19 protein-coding genes, 4 tRNA genes and 1 rRNA gene are annotated in these 15,530 nt (G+C 53.3%); 16 read left to right on the plus strand and 8 right to left on the minus strand.

The features are described 5' to 3' along the window. From G3578_RS21355 to G3578_RS07850, 13 genes are all read left to right on the plus strand, one after another. Positions 1-117: ribosomal RNA gene (locus tag G3578_RS21355) — 23S ribosomal RNA — on the plus strand; the annotation flags it as partial. 79 nt (positions 118-196) lie between these two features. Next, positions 197-273: transfer RNA gene (locus tag G3578_RS07795), tRNA-Asp, on the plus strand. 8 nt (positions 274-281) lie between these two features. Further along, positions 282-357, plus strand: a tRNA-Phe gene (locus G3578_RS07800). A gap of 6 nt (positions 358-363) precedes the next feature. After that, a tRNA-Lys gene (locus G3578_RS07805) sits at positions 364-439 on the plus strand. A gap of 79 nt (positions 440-518) precedes the next feature. Further along, positions 519-594: transfer RNA gene (locus tag G3578_RS07810), tRNA-Gly, on the plus strand. 177 nt (positions 595-771) lie between these two features. Further along, a complete protein-coding gene (locus tag G3578_RS07815) occupies positions 772-2,388 on the plus strand; it encodes a tetratricopeptide repeat protein (protein WP_165211046.1) in 1,617 nt (538 codons plus the stop codon). 59 nt (positions 2,389-2,447) lie between these two features. Continuing rightward, entirely contained in the window at positions 2,448-3,410 is a 963-nt protein-coding gene (trxB, locus tag G3578_RS07820) for a thioredoxin-disulfide reductase (RefSeq protein ID WP_165211049.1), read from the plus strand. A 187-nt stretch (positions 3,411-3,597) separates the two neighbouring features. Further along, a complete protein-coding gene (gene rapZ, locus G3578_RS07825) occupies positions 3,598-4,476 on the plus strand; it encodes an RNase adapter RapZ (RefSeq protein ID WP_165211052.1) in 879 nt (292 codons plus the stop codon). Between the two features lie 81 nt (positions 4,477-4,557). Continuing rightward, positions 4,558-5,550: a gluconeogenesis factor YvcK family protein gene (locus G3578_RS07830; RefSeq protein WP_165211055.1), complete on the plus strand. Its 993-nt coding sequence runs from the start codon at positions 4,558-4,560 to the stop codon at positions 5,548-5,550. A gap of 270 nt (positions 5,551-5,820) precedes the next feature. Then, positions 5,821-6,771: a DNA-binding protein WhiA gene (whiA, locus tag G3578_RS07835; RefSeq protein ID WP_165211058.1), complete on the plus strand. Its 951-nt coding sequence runs from the start codon at positions 5,821-5,823 to the stop codon at positions 6,769-6,771. Positions 6,772-6,819: 48 nt separating this feature from the next. Continuing rightward, positions 6,820-7,077 carry an HPr family phosphocarrier protein gene (locus G3578_RS07840; protein ID WP_165211061.1) on the plus strand — a complete coding sequence of 86 codons (258 nt, stop codon included), beginning with the start codon at positions 6,820-6,822 and terminating at the stop codon, positions 7,075-7,077. Positions 7,078-7,521: 444 nt separating this feature from the next. Continuing rightward, on the plus strand, positions 7,522-7,692 hold the full coding sequence (locus tag G3578_RS07845) for a hypothetical protein (protein ID WP_165211064.1): 171 nt from the start codon (positions 7,522-7,524) through the stop codon (positions 7,690-7,692). Between the two features lie 34 nt (positions 7,693-7,726). Further along, positions 7,727-7,906: an H-type small acid-soluble spore protein gene (locus G3578_RS07850; protein ID WP_165211067.1), complete on the plus strand. Its 180-nt coding sequence runs from the start codon at positions 7,727-7,729 to the stop codon at positions 7,904-7,906. A 49-nt stretch (positions 7,907-7,955) separates the two neighbouring features. Here the strand turns inward: G3578_RS07850 and clpP are convergent, their stop codons facing one another. From clpP to G3578_RS07875, 5 genes are all read right to left on the minus strand, one after another. Next, entirely contained in the window at positions 7,956-8,555 is a 600-nt protein-coding gene (gene clpP, locus G3578_RS07855) for an ATP-dependent Clp endopeptidase proteolytic subunit ClpP (RefSeq protein ID WP_165211070.1), read from the minus strand. Positions 8,556-8,668: 113 nt separating this feature from the next. Continuing rightward, positions 8,669-9,796, minus strand: a complete 1,128-nt coding sequence (locus tag G3578_RS07860; RefSeq protein WP_165211073.1) for a polymer-forming cytoskeletal protein — start codon at positions 9,794-9,796, stop codon at positions 8,669-8,671. Further along, entirely contained in the window at positions 9,793-10,353 is a 561-nt protein-coding gene (locus G3578_RS07865) for an anti-sigma factor family protein (protein ID WP_165211076.1), read from the minus strand. The genes G3578_RS07860 and G3578_RS07865 overlap by 4 nt, the downstream gene beginning before the upstream one ends. Next, positions 10,340-10,957 (minus strand): RNA polymerase sigma factor, encoded by a 618-nt coding sequence (locus G3578_RS07870; protein WP_165211079.1) that lies wholly within the window; start codon positions 10,955-10,957, stop codon positions 10,340-10,342. The genes G3578_RS07865 and G3578_RS07870 overlap by 14 nt, the downstream gene beginning before the upstream one ends. 69 nt (positions 10,958-11,026) lie before the next feature. Then, positions 11,027-11,248, minus strand: a complete 222-nt coding sequence (locus G3578_RS07875) for a hypothetical protein (protein WP_165211082.1) — start codon at positions 11,246-11,248, stop codon at positions 11,027-11,029. Between the two features lie 206 nt (positions 11,249-11,454). Between G3578_RS07875 and G3578_RS07880 the strand changes: the two genes are divergently transcribed. The 3 genes from G3578_RS07880 to G3578_RS07885 all read left to right on the plus strand — a co-directional run bounded on the left by G3578_RS07880 (position 11,455) and on the right by G3578_RS07885 (position 13,560). Further along, on the plus strand, positions 11,455-11,922 hold the full coding sequence (locus tag G3578_RS07880; RefSeq protein WP_165211085.1) for a copper amine oxidase N-terminal domain-containing protein: 468 nt from the start codon (positions 11,455-11,457) through the stop codon (positions 11,920-11,922). Between the two features lie 93 nt (positions 11,923-12,015). Then, on the plus strand, positions 12,016-12,114 hold the full coding sequence (locus tag G3578_RS21360; RefSeq protein ID WP_481752728.1) for a YtzI protein: 99 nt from the start codon (positions 12,016-12,018) through the stop codon (positions 12,112-12,114). 219 nt (positions 12,115-12,333) lie between these two features. Next, positions 12,334-13,560: a branched-chain amino acid ABC transporter substrate-binding protein gene (locus tag G3578_RS07885; RefSeq protein ID WP_165211088.1), complete on the plus strand. Its 1,227-nt coding sequence runs from the start codon at positions 12,334-12,336 to the stop codon at positions 13,558-13,560. A gap of 136 nt (positions 13,561-13,696) precedes the next feature. On the opposite strand, the gene G3578_RS07890 is transcribed toward G3578_RS07885, so the two are convergent. The 3 genes from G3578_RS07890 to G3578_RS07900 are packed head-to-tail and all read right to left on the minus strand — an operon-like array spanning position 13,697 to position 15,386. Continuing rightward, entirely contained in the window at positions 13,697-14,191 is a 495-nt protein-coding gene (locus G3578_RS07890) for a GNAT family N-acetyltransferase (RefSeq protein WP_165211090.1), read from the minus strand. A gap of 17 nt (positions 14,192-14,208) precedes the next feature. After that, a complete protein-coding gene (locus tag G3578_RS07895) occupies positions 14,209-14,736 on the minus strand; it encodes a TetR/AcrR family transcriptional regulator (RefSeq protein WP_165211093.1) in 528 nt (175 codons plus the stop codon). Then, positions 14,733-15,386 (minus strand): VC0807 family protein, encoded by a 654-nt coding sequence (locus G3578_RS07900; RefSeq protein ID WP_165211096.1) that lies wholly within the window; start codon positions 15,384-15,386, stop codon positions 14,733-14,735. The genes G3578_RS07895 and G3578_RS07900 overlap by 4 nt, the downstream gene beginning before the upstream one ends. Positions 15,387-15,530: the final 144 nt, after the last annotated feature.

A 15,530-nucleotide genomic window follows, 5' to 3' on the forward strand; every position in this document is an offset into this window, starting at 1 on the left:
CTTCCCACAGCGTCAAGCTGGTAAGACCCCTCATAGACGATGAGGTTGATAGGTTCGGTGTGGAAGCGCGGCAACGCGTGGAGCTGACGAATACTAATCGGTCGAGGACTTATCCACAACAAGCCTTTAGCAAAATCTTGCGTATCCAGTTTTGAAGGTACAAACCTTTCTGCAAGCACTTTGATATTAGCAACACGGAGCTGTGGTGAAGCTGGAGTTCACGCCGGTCTGTCACACCGGAGGTCGCGGGTTCGAGTCCCGTCAGCTCCGCCATCTTTTCCGGCTCGGTAGCTCAGTTGGTAGAGCAGAGGACTGAAAATCCTCGTGTCGGCGGTTCGATTCCGTCCCGAGCCACCATGCTGTGAGCCATTAGCTCAGTTGGTAGAGCATCTGACTTTTAATCAGAGGGTCGAAGGTTCGAGTCCTTCATGGCTCACCAGCTCCATTCCACCCAAAGTGACGCAATGCGCTATCGCTTGTTCCGAGTGTGTCGGGAATCATACACCAGGAAAGGCTGTGCGGACGTAGCTCAATTGGTAGAGCGTCGCCTTGCCAAGGCGAAGGTCGCGGGTTCGAGACCCGTCGTCCGCTCCATTGAACAGAACAGGACGCTGACACATCGTCGACACCACTTGCCGACCGGCAGGTGGTGTTTCATGCTATATACGGCAAATGATCCCTGCCGGCACCTTTCACTATCTATTGGACTTGAGGGCAGTAGGCGGATTTGATACGATACATGAAGGACTCCCTAGAAACCATGGAGGTTTTATGAAAAGCAGTGAAGGAACAAAGAAAGCTACGGTAGTGGACTTCATGCGTGATGCCAGCTTCTTTGTCGAGCGAGGACAGCGCTTGCTATACCGTTACGATTATGAAAGAGCACTGCGTTGTTTTCGTCGTGCTGTCGAGATAGAACCGAACAATGCCGGGTATCACTGTCAACTGGCCAGTGCCCTGGCGGAAATGGGACGTTTTGAAGCTTCCAATGACGTGCTGCATCATGTACTGGACAACGTAGACGCCCGCATGGTGGATATATATTTTTATCTGGCCAATAATTACGCCCATCTGGAAGATTATCAGATGGCGGAGGAGATGGCGGTCACTTACCTGCAGAAAAGCCAGCATGGTGTCTATGCCGACGAGGCGGAGGAACTGCTGGACTATATCTACTTTGAACTGGATATGCCGCCCCGCCGTTTTTTCGAGCCGTCGGGAGAGGGGATCTATCAGCGGCATGAGGCGGCCAGACAATGTCTGGAAGAAGGCCGTTTTTTAAAAGCGCTCGAAATTTTGCAAGATATTGTGAAAACGGATGAATCCTTTATGCCGGCCTGGAACAACCTCTCGCTGGCCTACTATTATATCGGCGATTTTGAGAAAGCCCTGCAAACCATCGAGCAGACGCTGGAGCGCGAACCGGGCAATCTTCATGCGCTGTGCAACCTGGCAGTCCTGCTCTCCCATTTAAACCGGTCGGCGGAGCTTGTCGAGCTGCTGACCAGACTGAAAAAAGTCACGCCGATTCACTTTGAGCATATGTATAAGTTGGCAACCACGCTGGGAGTGCTGGGACAGCATCAGGAGGCGTATCGCTTGTATCAGCGCATGCTGCGGGTTGCCGGTCCGCAGGATCCCTGCATCTATCACTATGCCGCCATTTCCGCTTTGCTGACGGACAGAAAGGAACAAGCGGTGCGCTGGTGGCAAAAAGCCAAACAGCTGGATCCGGATGCCGGCATCGCGGATTATTATCTCCGGCTGGTGAAAGAGCGGCCGGACGGCGCAGCGATAGGCAGCATCCCGTATCATTACTGCCACCCGGAGCAGCTGACACCCCCCGATCAAACAAACTGGACGTGCCCGGAAGACTTCAAAGACAACCCGATGATTCGCGCTTCGCTGCTGTGGGCGCTGCAGCACGGCAAAGATGAAGTCAAACAGGTCGTTCTTCAAACCCTGACCTTGCTCGGCGATGCGGAAGCGGAGGCGGCGGTGCGGCAATTTTGCAAAGAAACGACCGATCCACACTTCCAGAAATTAGCTCTGCTTGCCTTGGCGGAAATGGGGGCTTCGCTGCCATACGAAGTGGCTTCCTCCACAGGCTCCGAAGGGACGGAGGACAAGGTGAGCGCGGCGATCAGGCAGCAGTTTGGGCAGGTTGACCGTCAGTTTTGCGCCTGGGCGCTGAAACTGTGGCAAGCATACAGGTCCATTCAGGAGCCGATCCGGATTCGGAAAGAGACGGCCTGGTTGGCGGCGATGGAATATCTGTACGGAAAGTTGGCAAACGCTAAACTGAGCCGGACGGAGCTGGCAGACAAATACGGAGTCTCCCTGCCGACGATGGCTAAGTGCATTCGTGCGCTCTCTGTCTTGATTTAAATCAATTACAATTTTATAATAAGTATAAAAAGACAGGCGCAAATGGAGGGTGTGGAGCAATGAGCGAACAACAAAAAGTGTATGATGTCATTATTGCAGGGGCAGGACCGGCAGGCATGACTGCTGCGGTATATACATCCCGCGCCAATATGTCCACGCTGATGCTGGAGAGAGGGATTCCGGGCGGGCAGATGGCCAATACCGAAGAGATCGAGAACTATCCGGGCTTTGGTCACATTCTGGGGCCGGATCTCTCCAACAAAATGTTTGAGCATGCCCAGAAATTCGGGGCGGAATATGCCTACGGGGAAATCAAGGAAATTTCCGACGGGTATCCGTACAAGCGCGTCAAAACCGACGACAAGGAATATCTGGCAAAATCGGTCATTGTGGCAACGGGAGCCGAACACCGCCTGCTGGGTGTACCGGGTGAAAAGGAATTGTCCGGCCGGGGCGTTTCCTACTGTGCGGTGTGTGACGGCGCCTTTTTCCGAGGGAAGGAGCTTGTCGTGGTAGGCGGCGGGGATTCGGCGGTAGAGGAAGCGGTTTTCCTTACCCGCTTTGCGACCAAAGTGACCATCATTCACCGCCGCGATCAGTTCCGCGCTCAAAAAATCCTGCAAAAACGGGCGTTTGAGAATGAGAAGATCGAAGTGATCTGGGATACCGTTGTGAAGGAGATCCGCGGGGAAAACGTGGTCCAAAGCGTACTCCTGGAAAACGTTAAAACGGGGGAACAGCGGGAAATGCCGACCAACGGGGTCTTCATTTACGTGGGGCTGGATCCGCTCACTGCCAGTGTGCAGCATCTGGGAATCACCAATGAGGCGGGCTATATCCTGACGGATGAACGGATGCAGACCAAGATCGCCGGCATTTTTGCAGCGGGCGACGTGCGTGAAAAAATGCTGCGTCAAGTGGTGACGGCAACGGGAGACGGTTCCATCGCCGCGCAATCGGCCCAGCATTACGTGGAAGCGCTGGATGAACGGCTGAAAGAGGAAAATGTCACAATGTCTTAACCGTTTTGTAACATGGGTGAAATATTGGCAGGTTAAGATAAGGACGATGAATTGACCCCCTTATCTATATACAGCCATTTGCGCGGCCGATCGTCAGCCGCGCCTTTTTTTTGCCGGTGAAAACCTGTTCGATTCGCATCAGCATTATGGTATGCTTAATAGAGGATCGGAGGAGGCGAACAGAGAGATGGAAGAAACGACAAACAAGGCGATCAATCTGCTGATTATCACAGGCATGTCCGGGGCCGGCAAGACGGTGGCCGTGCAAAGCCTGGAGGATCTTGGCTTCTTTTGTGTCGACAACCTGCCGCCCATCCTGATCCCCAAATTCGCAGAATTAATCAAGCAATCAGGAGGCGGCATAGAGCGCGTCGCCTTGGTGATTGACCTCAGGAGCCGCGAATTTTTTGACAGCCTGGCCGAAGCGATCGACCAGATCAACACGATGGAGGGCATCTCCTTTCATATCTTGTATTTGGACGCGAACGACCAGACGCTCGTCTCCCGCTACAAGGAGACGCGCCGGCGTCATCCGCTCTCTCCCAACGGCTCGCCGCTGGAGGGCATTCATGCGGAACGGCGGCTGCTGCAGGAGATGAAAGGCAGAGCCCATCAGATCATTGATACCAGCCAGATGAAACCAGCCCAGCTGCGGGATAAAATCATCAGCCAATATACGCAGCAAAGCTCTTCGTTGACGATCAACGTGCTCTCCTTCGGCTTTAAGTACGGAGCGCCGATTGATATCGACCTGCTGTTCGATGTGAGATTTCTGCCCAATCCGCACTATATCGAGGAACTGCGGCCCAAGACAGGATGTGATCAGGAAGTGGCGGATTACGTCATGCAGCATCGGGAGACCCAGGAATTTCTGGTGAAACTGCTTGATTTTCTGTCGTTTCTGTTGCCACATTATCAACGGGAAGGCAAAAGCCAGCTGGTGATCGGGATCGGCTGCACGGGCGGAAAACATCGATCCGTCGCCATTGCCGAGCATATCGGGGAGTACTTTAAAAAGGATTACGCCGTGCGGGTCAGCCACCGTGACATGGAAAAGAACAAATAAGCATAGGATGGCGGAAAAGAGATATACCGCGAGCCGACAGAACGAACGGACCTGGCTCATGAGGAGAAAACGAGGTGACATATGTCAGCAGGGAGAAAGGGGAAAGCGGATCTGCTGCGCGTTGTCGTGATCGGCGGGGGCACGGGGCTGTCCGTCCTGTTGCGCGGTCTGAAACATGAACCCGTCCATATCACGGCGATTGTAACCGTTGCCGATGACGGAGGGAGCTCGGGGAGACTGCGGGAAGAGATGGATATGCTTCCCCCCGGAGACATTCGCAACGTGTTGACGGCTCTCGCAGATACGGAACCGCTTATGGAAAAAGTGATGCAATACCGCTTCTCGTCGGGGACGGGATTAGCTGGACATAATTTGGGAAATCTATTACTTGCCGCCATGAACGAGATCACAGGAGATTTCGTCACGGCCGTCAAGAAACTGAGCGGCGTTCTCGCGGTACGCGGGGACGTGTTGCCTGCGTCTACCCAATCCATCCTGCTGAAAGCGGAGATGGAGGACGGCACCATCGTTTCCGGCGAATCGCAAATTCCGCTGGCGGGAAAGCGCATCAAGCGGGTCTTTTTGGAGCCGGCGGATGCCATACCGCTGAGTGAGGCCGTCCAGGCGATTGCGCAGGCGGACTTGATTCTGATCGGGCCGGGCAGTTTGTACACAAGCATCCTGCCCAACCTGTTGGTTCGCGGCCTGTTTGAGGAACTGCAGCGTTCATCGGCCCCGAAAGTGTATATTTGCAATGTAATGACCCAGCCGGGTGAAACCGATAGTTATACGGCGGCCGATCACGTGGAGGCGCTGTATGCGCATGTCCATCACCCGTTTTTGGAAACCATTATCGTCAATTCTGCCGATATCCCTGCGGCGGTATTGGAAAAATATGCGGAAAAAGGAGCAATGCCTGTCCGCTGTGATCTGGACCGCTTGACCGCGCTGGGGCTGGAGGTTATCGCCAAGCCATTGGTGACGTTTGAGGGAGGATACCTTCGCCACGATGCACGGGCGGTCAGCCAGCAGGTGATCAGCCTGATGAAGCAGAAGAAGGGACTGCCGGAGTAACCGGGGGGCTCTCCGGCTGCGCAGGGAAGCGGTTCGACGCAGTGTCGCCGGTAGGAAGCACCCTCGGGGCACCCGGATCCGGCTGCGCAGGGAAGTAGCTCGACGCAGTATCGCCGGTAGGAAGCACCCACGGGGCACCCGGATCCGGCTGCGCAGGGAAGTAGCTCGACGCAGTGTCGCCGGTAGGAAGCACCCACGGGGCACCCGGATCCGGCTGCGCAGGGAAGCAGTTCGACGCAGTGTCGCCGGTAGGAAGGAGTGTGGAAGACGATGTCGTTCGCCGCGCATACCAAAAAGGAGTTAACGATGCTGGAAACGCCTGACTGCTGCAGCAGGGCGGAGCTGGCAGCCTTGATCCGCATGAACGGGAGCATTCATTTCGGTTCGGGACGGTTCATTCTGGACGTATCCACCGAAAACGCGGCGATTGCCAGACGGATCTATTCGCTGATCAAGAAGGTGTTTCAGGTGCATACGGAACTGTTGGTCCGCAAGAAAATGCGCCTGAAGAAAAACAACGTGTACATCGTCCGTATTCCGCATCAAGCGCGTGAGATTTTGGAAAACCTTCGGATTATGGATCAGCAGCTCTCGTTTTATCCGGGAATTTCACCCGAATTGATCAAGACTTCTTGCTGCCGGGCCGCCTATCTGCGGGGCGCCTTTTTGGCGGGGGGGTCTGTCAATCACCCCGAAGCTACCAGCTATCATCTGGAGATTTTCACCGCCTATCAGGATTTCTGTCAGGCGTTAACCAAGCTGGCCAACCGTTACCGGCTCAATGCCAAATGCATCGAGCGGAAAAAAGGCTACGTGATGTACATCAAGGAAGGCGAGAAGATCACCGCGTTTCTGAGCTTGATCGGGGCGCATCAGGCGCTCCTCTACTTTGAAGATGTGCGGATCGTCAAGGACATGCGCAATTCCGTGAACCGGCTGCACAACTGCGAGATTGCCAACATCAACAAAACCGTGAATGCCGCTACCCGGCAGATGGAAAACATTCAGCTGATTCAGCGCGAGATCGGACTGGACAATCTCCCGACACGGCTGCGAGAAGTGGCGGAACTTAGACTTGCGCATCCCGACATGAATTTAAAAGAGCTCGGCGAAATGATTCCCAGCGGCTCGGTGAGCAAATCGGGAATCAATCACCGCTTGCGGAAAATTAACGAAATCGCCGAGAAGTTACGAGAAAAACAAAATATTTCCCTCTCGTAAAATGGTATAATATCTGGAAATGAATGTGGAAAGTGAGGAGGTACAGCTATGGTACAACAGCAGGTGTTGGTTAAATTAAAAACAGGATTACAAGCACGCCCTGCGGCATTTTTTGTTCAAGAAGCGAACCGCTTTGCCTCTGAGGTGTTCGTGGAAAAGGATAACAAAAAAGTAAACGCCAAAAGCATCATGGGCATCATGAGCCTGGCGATCAGTTCGGGCACGGAAATCACCATTTCGGCGGAGGGGCCGGACGCTTCCCAAGCGGTGGCAAGCTTGGCCAATCTGGTCTCGAAAGAGGAATAAGCTTCACCGGTAAGAAATCACCAGACTGACGACAATCAGCTGTTTGAGGCATGGAGGAATGGGACCAGGCGAGCTCCTTTGACGACCGGCTCAGCGGAGAAACAAAGACGCGGGGGCACGGGGGGCGTGAGTCTCACATCCCTGAGGCGCCCAGATGTTGAGCCCCCCGCCCGCGTCGCGTTTCGGAGCGGACAAAAGCCCACTTCCTCGCGGGTCGTCAAGAGAGCGAGCAGGAACCATTATCCATGATCGATGGACTTTGTCTGCACACTGAACACTTCCCCGTTGGAAGTGTTTTTTCTTTTGGCTTCTTTTCACACAACAGGCATGCAAGGTCGGCGCTTGTGGCTCCTTGCCGAGGCGCTGACGGCGTCGAATGCGGCTGCGTGCATGGACGGCCATGAAATGGGCATTGCTAAATCATGAAGGGAAAGGGGGGATTGGATGAGCGACAACAGCGCTGACCGGCGCGACTCCTTGTACGAAAGCCGGGAAGACAAGTTGATGGATATCGATCGCATGGTCAACGAAGGGCTTGGCGGCGGGGTTGTGTCCCCGCAAAACGGACTGATCGGGGAGACCACCACGGATTCCATGGAGTCGGACGATACATAGGGTCGTCCGTCAGCACAAAGACAGGAGGATCGAAATGAACGTCACACGCGCGCAAGAAATTGTCCGCTCTGCTGACAAGATTACCGTAACCTATCAAGGAGAGCCCGTCTGGATCGACGGCGTGGACGAAACGTCAGCCATGGCACGCGTCCATCCGGAGAACAATCCCACGGACACCAAAACCGTTGCCGTGGCCGATCTGGTGGAGAAATAAGAAAAACTCGGCGATCATGCCGAGTTTTTCATTTTGGTCGGGTGTGTTCTTACTTGGATGCCGGATTGGAAGAAATCACCGCGTCAATCAAGCCGTATTCTTTGGCTTCCTGCGCGGAAAGGAAGTTGTCACGATCGGTATCCTTGGCGATCCGTTCGATGGGCTGGCCGGTCCGCTCTGCGAGAATGCGGTTGAGATGGTCTCGCATGCGCAGGATGCGTTTCGCGGCGATTTCGATGTCGCTGGCCTGCCCCTGTGCACCGCCCAGCGGCTGATGGATCATGATCTCGCTGTTGGGCAGGGCGTAGCGTTTGCCGGGTGCGCCGGCAGCCAGCAGGAAAGCACCCATGGAAGCGGCCATCCCGACACAGAGGGTGGAGACATCCGGCTTGATGAACTGCATGGTGTCGTAAATCGCCATCCCCGCCGTGATGGAACCGCCCGGGCTGTTGATGTAGAGCTGAATGTCCTTGTCAGGATCCTCCGCCGCCAGGAACAGCAGCTGGGCGACGACGATGTTTGCCACCACGTCGTTAATCGGAGTTCCCAGGAAGATGATGCGATCCTTTAACAGACGGGAGTAAATATCATAAGCACGCTCACCGCGGTTGGTTTGTTCGATGACGGTGGGAATCAGGTTCATATGCATATAGGTTCCTCCTCTCTATACCAAATATCATACACAATTGGTCAGTAAAGGTCAAACACTGGAGCAAAAATCATGTTCTCAGTAATCCCAAAAATGTGCAAACCTAAACATGGTCAGTGACAAAAAGCTTGACTCGTATGCCGGATAATCCCCATCACGGCACCGAGGAACATCATCCAGACCACGACTGTCAAGAGGAAGCCCAAGATCGGGATGCCGGTGACCAGCAGAACGGCCGCAATTCCGATCAGTTCCGACAGCAGCGGGTGAAGGCGCCATCCAAAGCGTTGGGTCAACCATACCCCGACCCACGTGCCCACAAAAATCTTGGACACAAACGCTAGCAGAAAAAGGGAAGCGAGCAGGGCGAGCGCCAATGGAATGCCGACGACCGTCAGAAGCAGAATGACACACACGAGCGGGAGGACAAACAGCGCCAGCGCCCCGATGCCGATGCTCGCCGCCAAACGCCCTTCCCACTGCCGGTGCACGCGTTTGACCGCAGCCGGAAACAAATAGCGGAGCAACAGCCACAATACCAGTGTACTCACGACAGACGTAAATAGCGCAATCAATGGGAAAAAGAAATGGGTCTTTTTTTCGAGATCTTTCGGTGCATAGCGCTCCTGGCCGGTTATCGTGGCTCCTGGAGCAATCACGGCTTTATGCGGGCTCGAATAGACGATGTCGCCGCCAATCACGGCGGTTGAGTCGATGGTCAGCTGTTTGCAGGCAAGAGTGGAGATTCCTTGTCCCACATGTCCGGTAATGCGCATCTGGTCAATGAACCCGTTCGCTTCTTTTCCCACTTTGCCAAATAGGTCTACCGTTTTGGCCAACGCTAGGATGCTACCATTCACCACGCTGTCCTTATCGATCACCAGATGATCCGTCACCACGGTTACATTGCGGCTGACCTTGCCCGTGATATCCAGATGATGCGTAAACGCTCTCACATTGCCGTCTACTATGCCGGATATATCGGTTTGGGCGGAGAAGGAGAGGACATCTCCCTTCACTTCACCCAGCACCTGAATATTTTCGGAAAACACGTAAAGATCGCCCTCGACGGTTCCTTCGATCACCGCTTTGCCGGCATTGACAGCCAGATCGCCGTGGATAACCTGGTCACGGGGCAGGATGTAGGTGTCTTGCTTGATTGTGCCGAAAGCGTAGGCTGCTCCTCCCGTCATCAGGCTGAATACCAGCAGGAGAGCCAGGAGCCAGCAGGTTCGCCTCACTTCTTTTCCCTCCCTTCCATCCGTGACCATTGGGCGGGACGATTCCGTGTATTCAACAGGACCAGCGCCGCCAACAGCATCGCAAACAGGAAGGCGATCTCGGAGGAATTGGTTTCCGGAGAGAGAAGGAAGCTGCCGGCATTATCCCGCAGCCAAAAGGCGGATATCCAGAACAGATCGGACTGCCAGGCCGACCAGGTAGCCGCGAGCCATTCCATGACCTGATTCTGCAGCATGTAGAAGTAAAGCAGGAACATGCCAACGCCTGCGGCCAGCCAGCGGGCATGGCGGAAAGCACGCTGCTGCCGATTCTGTCTGTGCAGGGAAGCAATCGCGTCTATCTGCACCTCCGTAAGACGATCCAAGCGGATGGGGAGGTTTTCGCTGTCTGACTCGGCAAACGTCATTGCGAACAATGTCTGATCGGCCTCAAGGCGGCGGAGGGCTTCCTGGCACTGCGAACAGAAGGGCAGATGCTGCTGAACCGCAATCCGTTCTTCGTCCGACAGTTCACTGTCCACGTACATCATCAATGTCAGCTCGTCAATATGTCGCATCGACCATTCTCCTTTCCCGCACTTGATGCTCAAACATCTCTTTCAACTGTTTCCGCGCCCGGAACAAACGGGTGCCGACCGTATTCTTGCTCATCCCGACCAGCTCGCCGATTTCGTCATAGCTCAGCTGCTCGCTGAAACGCAGGGTGACAATGAGGCGGTCGGTCTCATCCAGCTGTTTCAGCAGCTCGTGCAGATGAGCCTGGAACTCTTTCTGCAGCAGGCGAGCCTCCGGCGTGTCGCTTTGCTGAACGTCCGCTTTCTGCAGCTGATAATGGATTTGTTCGTCCTCCATGGCGATGTCCCTCTTCTTTCGGAGAAAATCAATACAGGCATTGGAGACCAGACGGTACAGCCAAGCGTGGAAGGGAAGGGACTGATCGAATTTGTGAAGGTTTTGCGCCACCTTCAGCCAGATTTCGTTGTACACATCTTCGGCGTCATGATACGAGTAAATCATTTTGCGGACAATGCGCAAAACGCGTTGGCCGTACAAGTGGACAAGGGAGTGGAAGGCATGGGAATCGCCCGACAGGAACTGCGTGATATAGACGACTGCCTGCCGGTTTAACTCCGCAATCTGTTCACGCTGCTGATCATCCATCCTGTTCCCTCCCTCCGAATGGTAATACGGCGCGACCGGCGGATAAATTTCACCGGTCGTCAACAATGGCTACGCATCGGGATCGTCGTCGATCTCGGTGAGATCAACCGCTACCCTGAGGGCAGCCTTCATCTTCCGTCCTTTGATCAGCGTATATTCGCTGATGTGCTGCCCCTCGAGCCGGTTGATCGCTTCCGCCAGTTTTTCCTCATCATCGAAAGGCTCGATCGTGAGCAGGCATTCCTCTTCGTTAGCTTCCTGGTAGATCAGATAATAGCGCTCCTGTGCCACGGGGTTCTCTCCTTATCGATATCATAACAGTATTTATCCACAGTATTATCCACATAATGTGCACAAAACACTTGTTCGTGGTAAAAAATATTGTCCAAACAACCGTACTAGGGAAAAAATTGCGAATAATTGAAGGATAAATAGTACTGCCGTTGAATATTACATAGTTGAACCAATCATTTTATGAGACAAAAGGAGTGTTTTCCATGCTTCGCAAGCTACCAGTATTCCTGTTGACAGCTGCGCTGCTCACCGGTGCGACCGCAGGGCAGGCTTTTGCAGCAGGGTCCGGCGTGCAGACGGCCGTCAATGAAAAGATCAAAGTGACTCTGAACGGCAAGCCGCTTGCGCTGCCTCAAGATCCGGTTAGCTATAACGGCATTACCTATGTCAATGCCAGTGCCATCGCTCTGGCGTTGGGCGGTACGGCTGCCTGGGACACCGCGACCAAGTCCGTGCTCATTGCCAAAGGAAACAAACTGGCCATCCGCATGTTCCAAGACAATCCGGTTGCCTACAAAAACGGCAAATTGGTAAAAGTGCCGGGCGTAGCTCGTCCGACCACCGGTGCGGTACTTGTGCCGCTCGTCTTCCTGGTTCAGGAGTTGGGCGGGAAGATCGTCCTCGACACCAAGACCAAAACGTACAACATCACGATCAAAAGCGACCTGTAAGGAAGCTTTTTAGCGTTGTCCGCCCGTAATCTATCCCTTATAATGAAACGGAGTTTATACTAACGGGATAGATGGACGGGGGATTGCAGCGTCATGAAAACGATTATCTACGGCGTCATCGTATTGTTCGTGATCATTGTCGGCTTGACCATCTGGGTGACCAATAAAGCATATTCACGCAAAGACGAGTAAACACGATCATAAAGTTTGCACAAGAAACGTCCTCATATGGAGGGCGTTTTTTTCATGTGACGGCACAAAAACTGGAAAACCATTTTATAAATCAATATTTTTGATGAATATCATCGAATAAGTTAATAATTTTACGTGTTGCAAATTTTCATATTTATTTTAAAATGAATCAAGTACAAGTTATCGAAATTATTTTTCTACAAACAAAGAGGGGGAACTATGATGAATAAGAGAAAGATAGCGTTTCTTTCAACTGTGTTGGCGGTAGGGACTGCACTTGCGGGCTGTGGCGGCGGTGCGACAACAAACAGCAGCGGTCCGGCACAACAGCCCAGCAGCGATGCGGGACAAGCAGGCGGCGCTCAATCGGGCGGAAAAATCATCATCGCTTCCGTAGGGCCGCTCTCCGGTTCGGCCTCCGATTACGGTGAGACAGCCAAATCCGGTGCGGAATACGCGCTGAACCAAAAGAAAGAAGAGTTCAAAAAGCTGGGCTTCGATCTGGAGCTGCTCGCGCAGGATGACCAGGCCGATCCAAAACAGGCGGTGGCCGTTGCCGAGATGGTGATTACCAACCCGGATGTGCTGGCGGTGGTAGGTCACCCGACCACAGGTGCATCGACGACCGCATCCGTGAAATATGAGCAAGAGAAACTGGCAATGGTTTCCCCGTCGGCGACCGGTTCCAAGCTGACCGAAGAAGGCAAAAAAGTTGTTCACCGCATCTGCGCGCGCGACGACCAGCAAGGTTCCAAAGCCGCGATTTACGCCAAGAATCAGCTGGGCGTAAAAAATGCGTTCATCGTGCATGACAAGCAGGCATACGGCCAAGGTCTGGCGGAAGAAGTGAAAAAGCAATTTGAAGCGGATGGCGTGAAAATTCTCGGATTCGAGGGCGTAACGGCCGGTGAGAAAGATTACAGCGCGATTGTGAACCAAATCGTCGCCACCAATCCTGACCTGATCTACTTCGGCGGCTACTACGCGGAAGCGGGGATTATCGTGAAACAGGCTCGTGAAAAAGGCTTTAAAGGCATCTTCATGGGCGGCGACGGTCTGGATTCCGCAGACCTGCTGAAAATCGCCGGTGACGCGGCGAACAACGTCGTCTTTACCTCTACGGTAGGCGACATCTCCGCCACCGAGGAAGGCAAAAAGTGGATCGAGGAATATGAAAAAGCAACCGGCAAAAAGGTAGGGATCTTTACCTCCTTCGGTTATGATGCCATGAATGTTACGCTGAACGGCGTATTGGAAGCAATCAAGGCAAACGGCGGCAAAAAACCGACCCGCGAACAAGTTCTGGATGCGATCCACAAGACAACCGATTTCCAAGGCCAGTTCGTGAAAGTTTCCTTCGACGACAAGGGGGACAACAAGTACGCGCAGGTATTTGTGTACAAGTATGAGAACGGCCAAAAAGTATACTTGGGTGAAGCGAAGTAGTGACCGTAATCTGAACAAGCCGGATCGGCAGCAATCGGAAAACCGTCCTGGACCTCATGGGGTCAGGGCGGTTTTTCTTTTTGACGGTTGCGTCTTTATCCGTCAATTCCTTGTTTGGAGGGCAGGCGTTTTTCGGTTATAACGATTTTTCGAAACAAATGTAGGGCAGCTTCCGGAAAGGAAAGGATATTTCTCCCCTCCGTTGGTACCCGTTTTTTTCATAGAGATGAAGGGCGATCATGTTCCCGCTGTACGCATCCAAATGAACGGCGGGATATCGATGCTGTTTGGCAAATTCCTCCGAAAACTGCAGAAGTTTTTGGCCGAGACCCTTTCCTTGCGCAGCCGGATCGACAACCAGCCGGTGGATCACCAAAGCGCTGCAGCTTTCCCAGTTGATATTGGCATACGCTTTTGGTACTTCTTCATTCAGGGTAACGGCTGCGATGAAGCGATCGTTTTCCTTGATACCGTAAAGCTCGCCTTTTTTGATGTCCCGTTGAATGACGAAGCGGTTGGGATAGAAGAAGTCCCACTGGTCAATGCCATTCCGGCGAAGATGATGCTTGGCCGCCGCGAACAAATTGAGCAACTCTTTGGTATCCGTCACTGAAGCCTTGATCATTTCCATAGCCATCGCTCCTTGTCCTACTCGTGGTTCCGCAACGAACGATACATCAACCGGCAAACCTCGACCGTGTGAAATGGATCGGATTCCGGGGCAATCAGCCGCTGCACACCGTTTCCGTACGAAAAAGCATGGAAAAATGCAACCAGCTGCTGTTCATGCACAGCAGCCGGTATGACCCCGAACCGCTGGCCGATTTGGATCCATAGGGAGCCGGTTTGCAGGAAATGGGCGTCCACTTTCTGCAGGACACGCTTGATGACGGGATCGTCCTGGCGGTGGAAAAGGTACAGGAATATCCGATGCGGCAGGAGCGTGTCATGTTCAGCAGCAGCCGGATGGAAGCTCGCGGGCAGCATCTCCATGTGCCGTTCCAGGATCAATCCCAACAGTTCATCTTTGGTCCTCATATAATGATAAACAGCTCCTTTTGAAAGGCCGGTCCTGCTCACGATTTCCTGCATGGTTGTTCCGCGGCATCCTTTTTCCAGGATGAGTTTTTCCGTAACAACAAGGATACGCTCCAAACTTTTGTTGTGATGATTCATTGCTGCTTGATCTGTTCAAGTCGTTTTCGGGAATGACGGCGATAAGCCACGGTCCACACGATGGCTGCGCCAATGAAGCCATACGTCACGAAGTTGGAGACGACCAGGAATTCGCTAACCGACAGTTGGAAGACAAGGATGCTGCGGAGGACGGCTTCCCCAACCAAGGCGATTCCCCAAACGAATGTCATGAGCCGGACAACAAAGCGGAAGTAGGGATACTGCCAATTGCTTTCAAACTGTGAGACATTTTTCGGATGATTGCCGACTGTAAAACGCAGCGCAAAATAATAGATAAGCGGCCGGCGAAAGAAAAGGGAACCGAGAAAGATCAAGCCCAATAAGGCGGTTACATAAGACTCTCGCAATAGGATAAATCGTTCGTTCCCGCCTAACGCCACTGCGCCAAGACTGAAGAGAAAGCCGGCCAGCATAAAGGACGCAAATACGTCCAACCGCCGGTTCTTCAAAAGGTGGTAGAGATTGTCGATAAGAGGGATGCAGGTGGCGACTGACAATGCGGCAATGCCGGTCATGTGCTCCAGCAGCAAGTGGTAAACCGCCAGAGGAAGCGCTCCGTTAATCATGAGTGTTACGAGAATGCTGCGGATAATGGTTTTTCTGTCGATCACGCGGGGAATCGAGTTCATGCATAATCACTCCAAACATTTTAGATACCGACCGTCGGTTTGTATGGATTTACTATACGGCACCGACCAATGGTCTGTCAATGGGGCAAAAAAATAAAAAAACCGGCGTGACAGCCGGTTGTTTGTTGGCGATATGGTGCGCCC

It is taken from the genome of Brevibacillus sp. SYP-B805 (assembly GCF_011059135.1).
Lineage (GTDB): Bacteria > Bacillota > Bacilli > Brevibacillales > Brevibacillaceae > Brevibacillus_F.

What these genes read in the sequence shown, in the direction of transcription:
- G3578_RS07830 (WP_165211055.1), top strand. Translation starts at nt 4,558, where the DNA reads ATGTCAGCAGGGAGAAAGGGGAAAGCGGATCTGCTGCGCGTTGTCGTG.
- G3578_RS07865 (WP_165211076.1), bottom strand. Translation starts at nt 10,353, where the DNA reads ATGCGACATATTGACGAGCTGACATTGATGATGTACGTGGACAGTGAA.
- G3578_RS07885 (WP_165211088.1), top strand. Translation starts at nt 12,334, where the DNA reads ATGATGAATAAGAGAAAGATAGCGTTTCTTTCAACTGTGTTGGCGGTA.
- rapZ (WP_165211052.1), top strand. Translation starts at nt 3,598, where the DNA reads ATGGAAGAAACGACAAACAAGGCGATCAATCTGCTGATTATCACAGGC.
- clpP (WP_165211070.1), bottom strand. Translation starts at nt 8,555, where the DNA reads ATGCATATGAACCTGATTCCCACCGTCATCGAACAAACCAACCGCGGT.
- G3578_RS07845 (WP_165211064.1), top strand. Translation starts at nt 7,522, where the DNA reads ATGAGCGACAACAGCGCTGACCGGCGCGACTCCTTGTACGAAAGCCGG.
- G3578_RS07900 (WP_165211096.1), bottom strand. Translation starts at nt 15,386, where the DNA reads ATGAACTCGATTCCCCGCGTGATCGACAGAAAAACCATTATCCGCAGC.
- G3578_RS07850 (WP_165211067.1), top strand. Translation starts at nt 7,727, where the DNA reads ATGAACGTCACACGCGCGCAAGAAATTGTCCGCTCTGCTGACAAGATT.
- whiA (WP_165211058.1), top strand. Translation starts at nt 5,821, where the DNA reads ATGTCGTTCGCCGCGCATACCAAAAAGGAGTTAACGATGCTGGAAACG.
- trxB (WP_165211049.1), top strand. Translation starts at nt 2,448, where the DNA reads ATGAGCGAACAACAAAAAGTGTATGATGTCATTATTGCAGGGGCAGGA.
- G3578_RS07870 (WP_165211079.1), bottom strand. Translation starts at nt 10,957, where the DNA reads ATGGATGATCAGCAGCGTGAACAGATTGCGGAGTTAAACCGGCAGGCA.
- G3578_RS07890 (WP_165211090.1), bottom strand. Translation starts at nt 14,191, where the DNA reads ATGGAAATGATCAAGGCTTCAGTGACGGATACCAAAGAGTTGCTCAAT.
- G3578_RS07815 (WP_165211046.1), top strand. Translation starts at nt 772, where the DNA reads ATGAAAAGCAGTGAAGGAACAAAGAAAGCTACGGTAGTGGACTTCATG.
- G3578_RS07895 (WP_165211093.1), bottom strand. Translation starts at nt 14,736, where the DNA reads ATGAATCATCACAACAAAAGTTTGGAGCGTATCCTTGTTGTTACGGAA.
- G3578_RS07840 (WP_165211061.1), top strand. Translation starts at nt 6,820, where the DNA reads ATGGTACAACAGCAGGTGTTGGTTAAATTAAAAACAGGATTACAAGCA.
- G3578_RS07880 (WP_165211085.1), top strand. Translation starts at nt 11,455, where the DNA reads ATGCTTCGCAAGCTACCAGTATTCCTGTTGACAGCTGCGCTGCTCACC.
- G3578_RS21360 (WP_481752728.1), top strand. Translation starts at nt 12,016, where the DNA reads ATGAAAACGATTATCTACGGCGTCATCGTATTGTTCGTGATCATTGTC.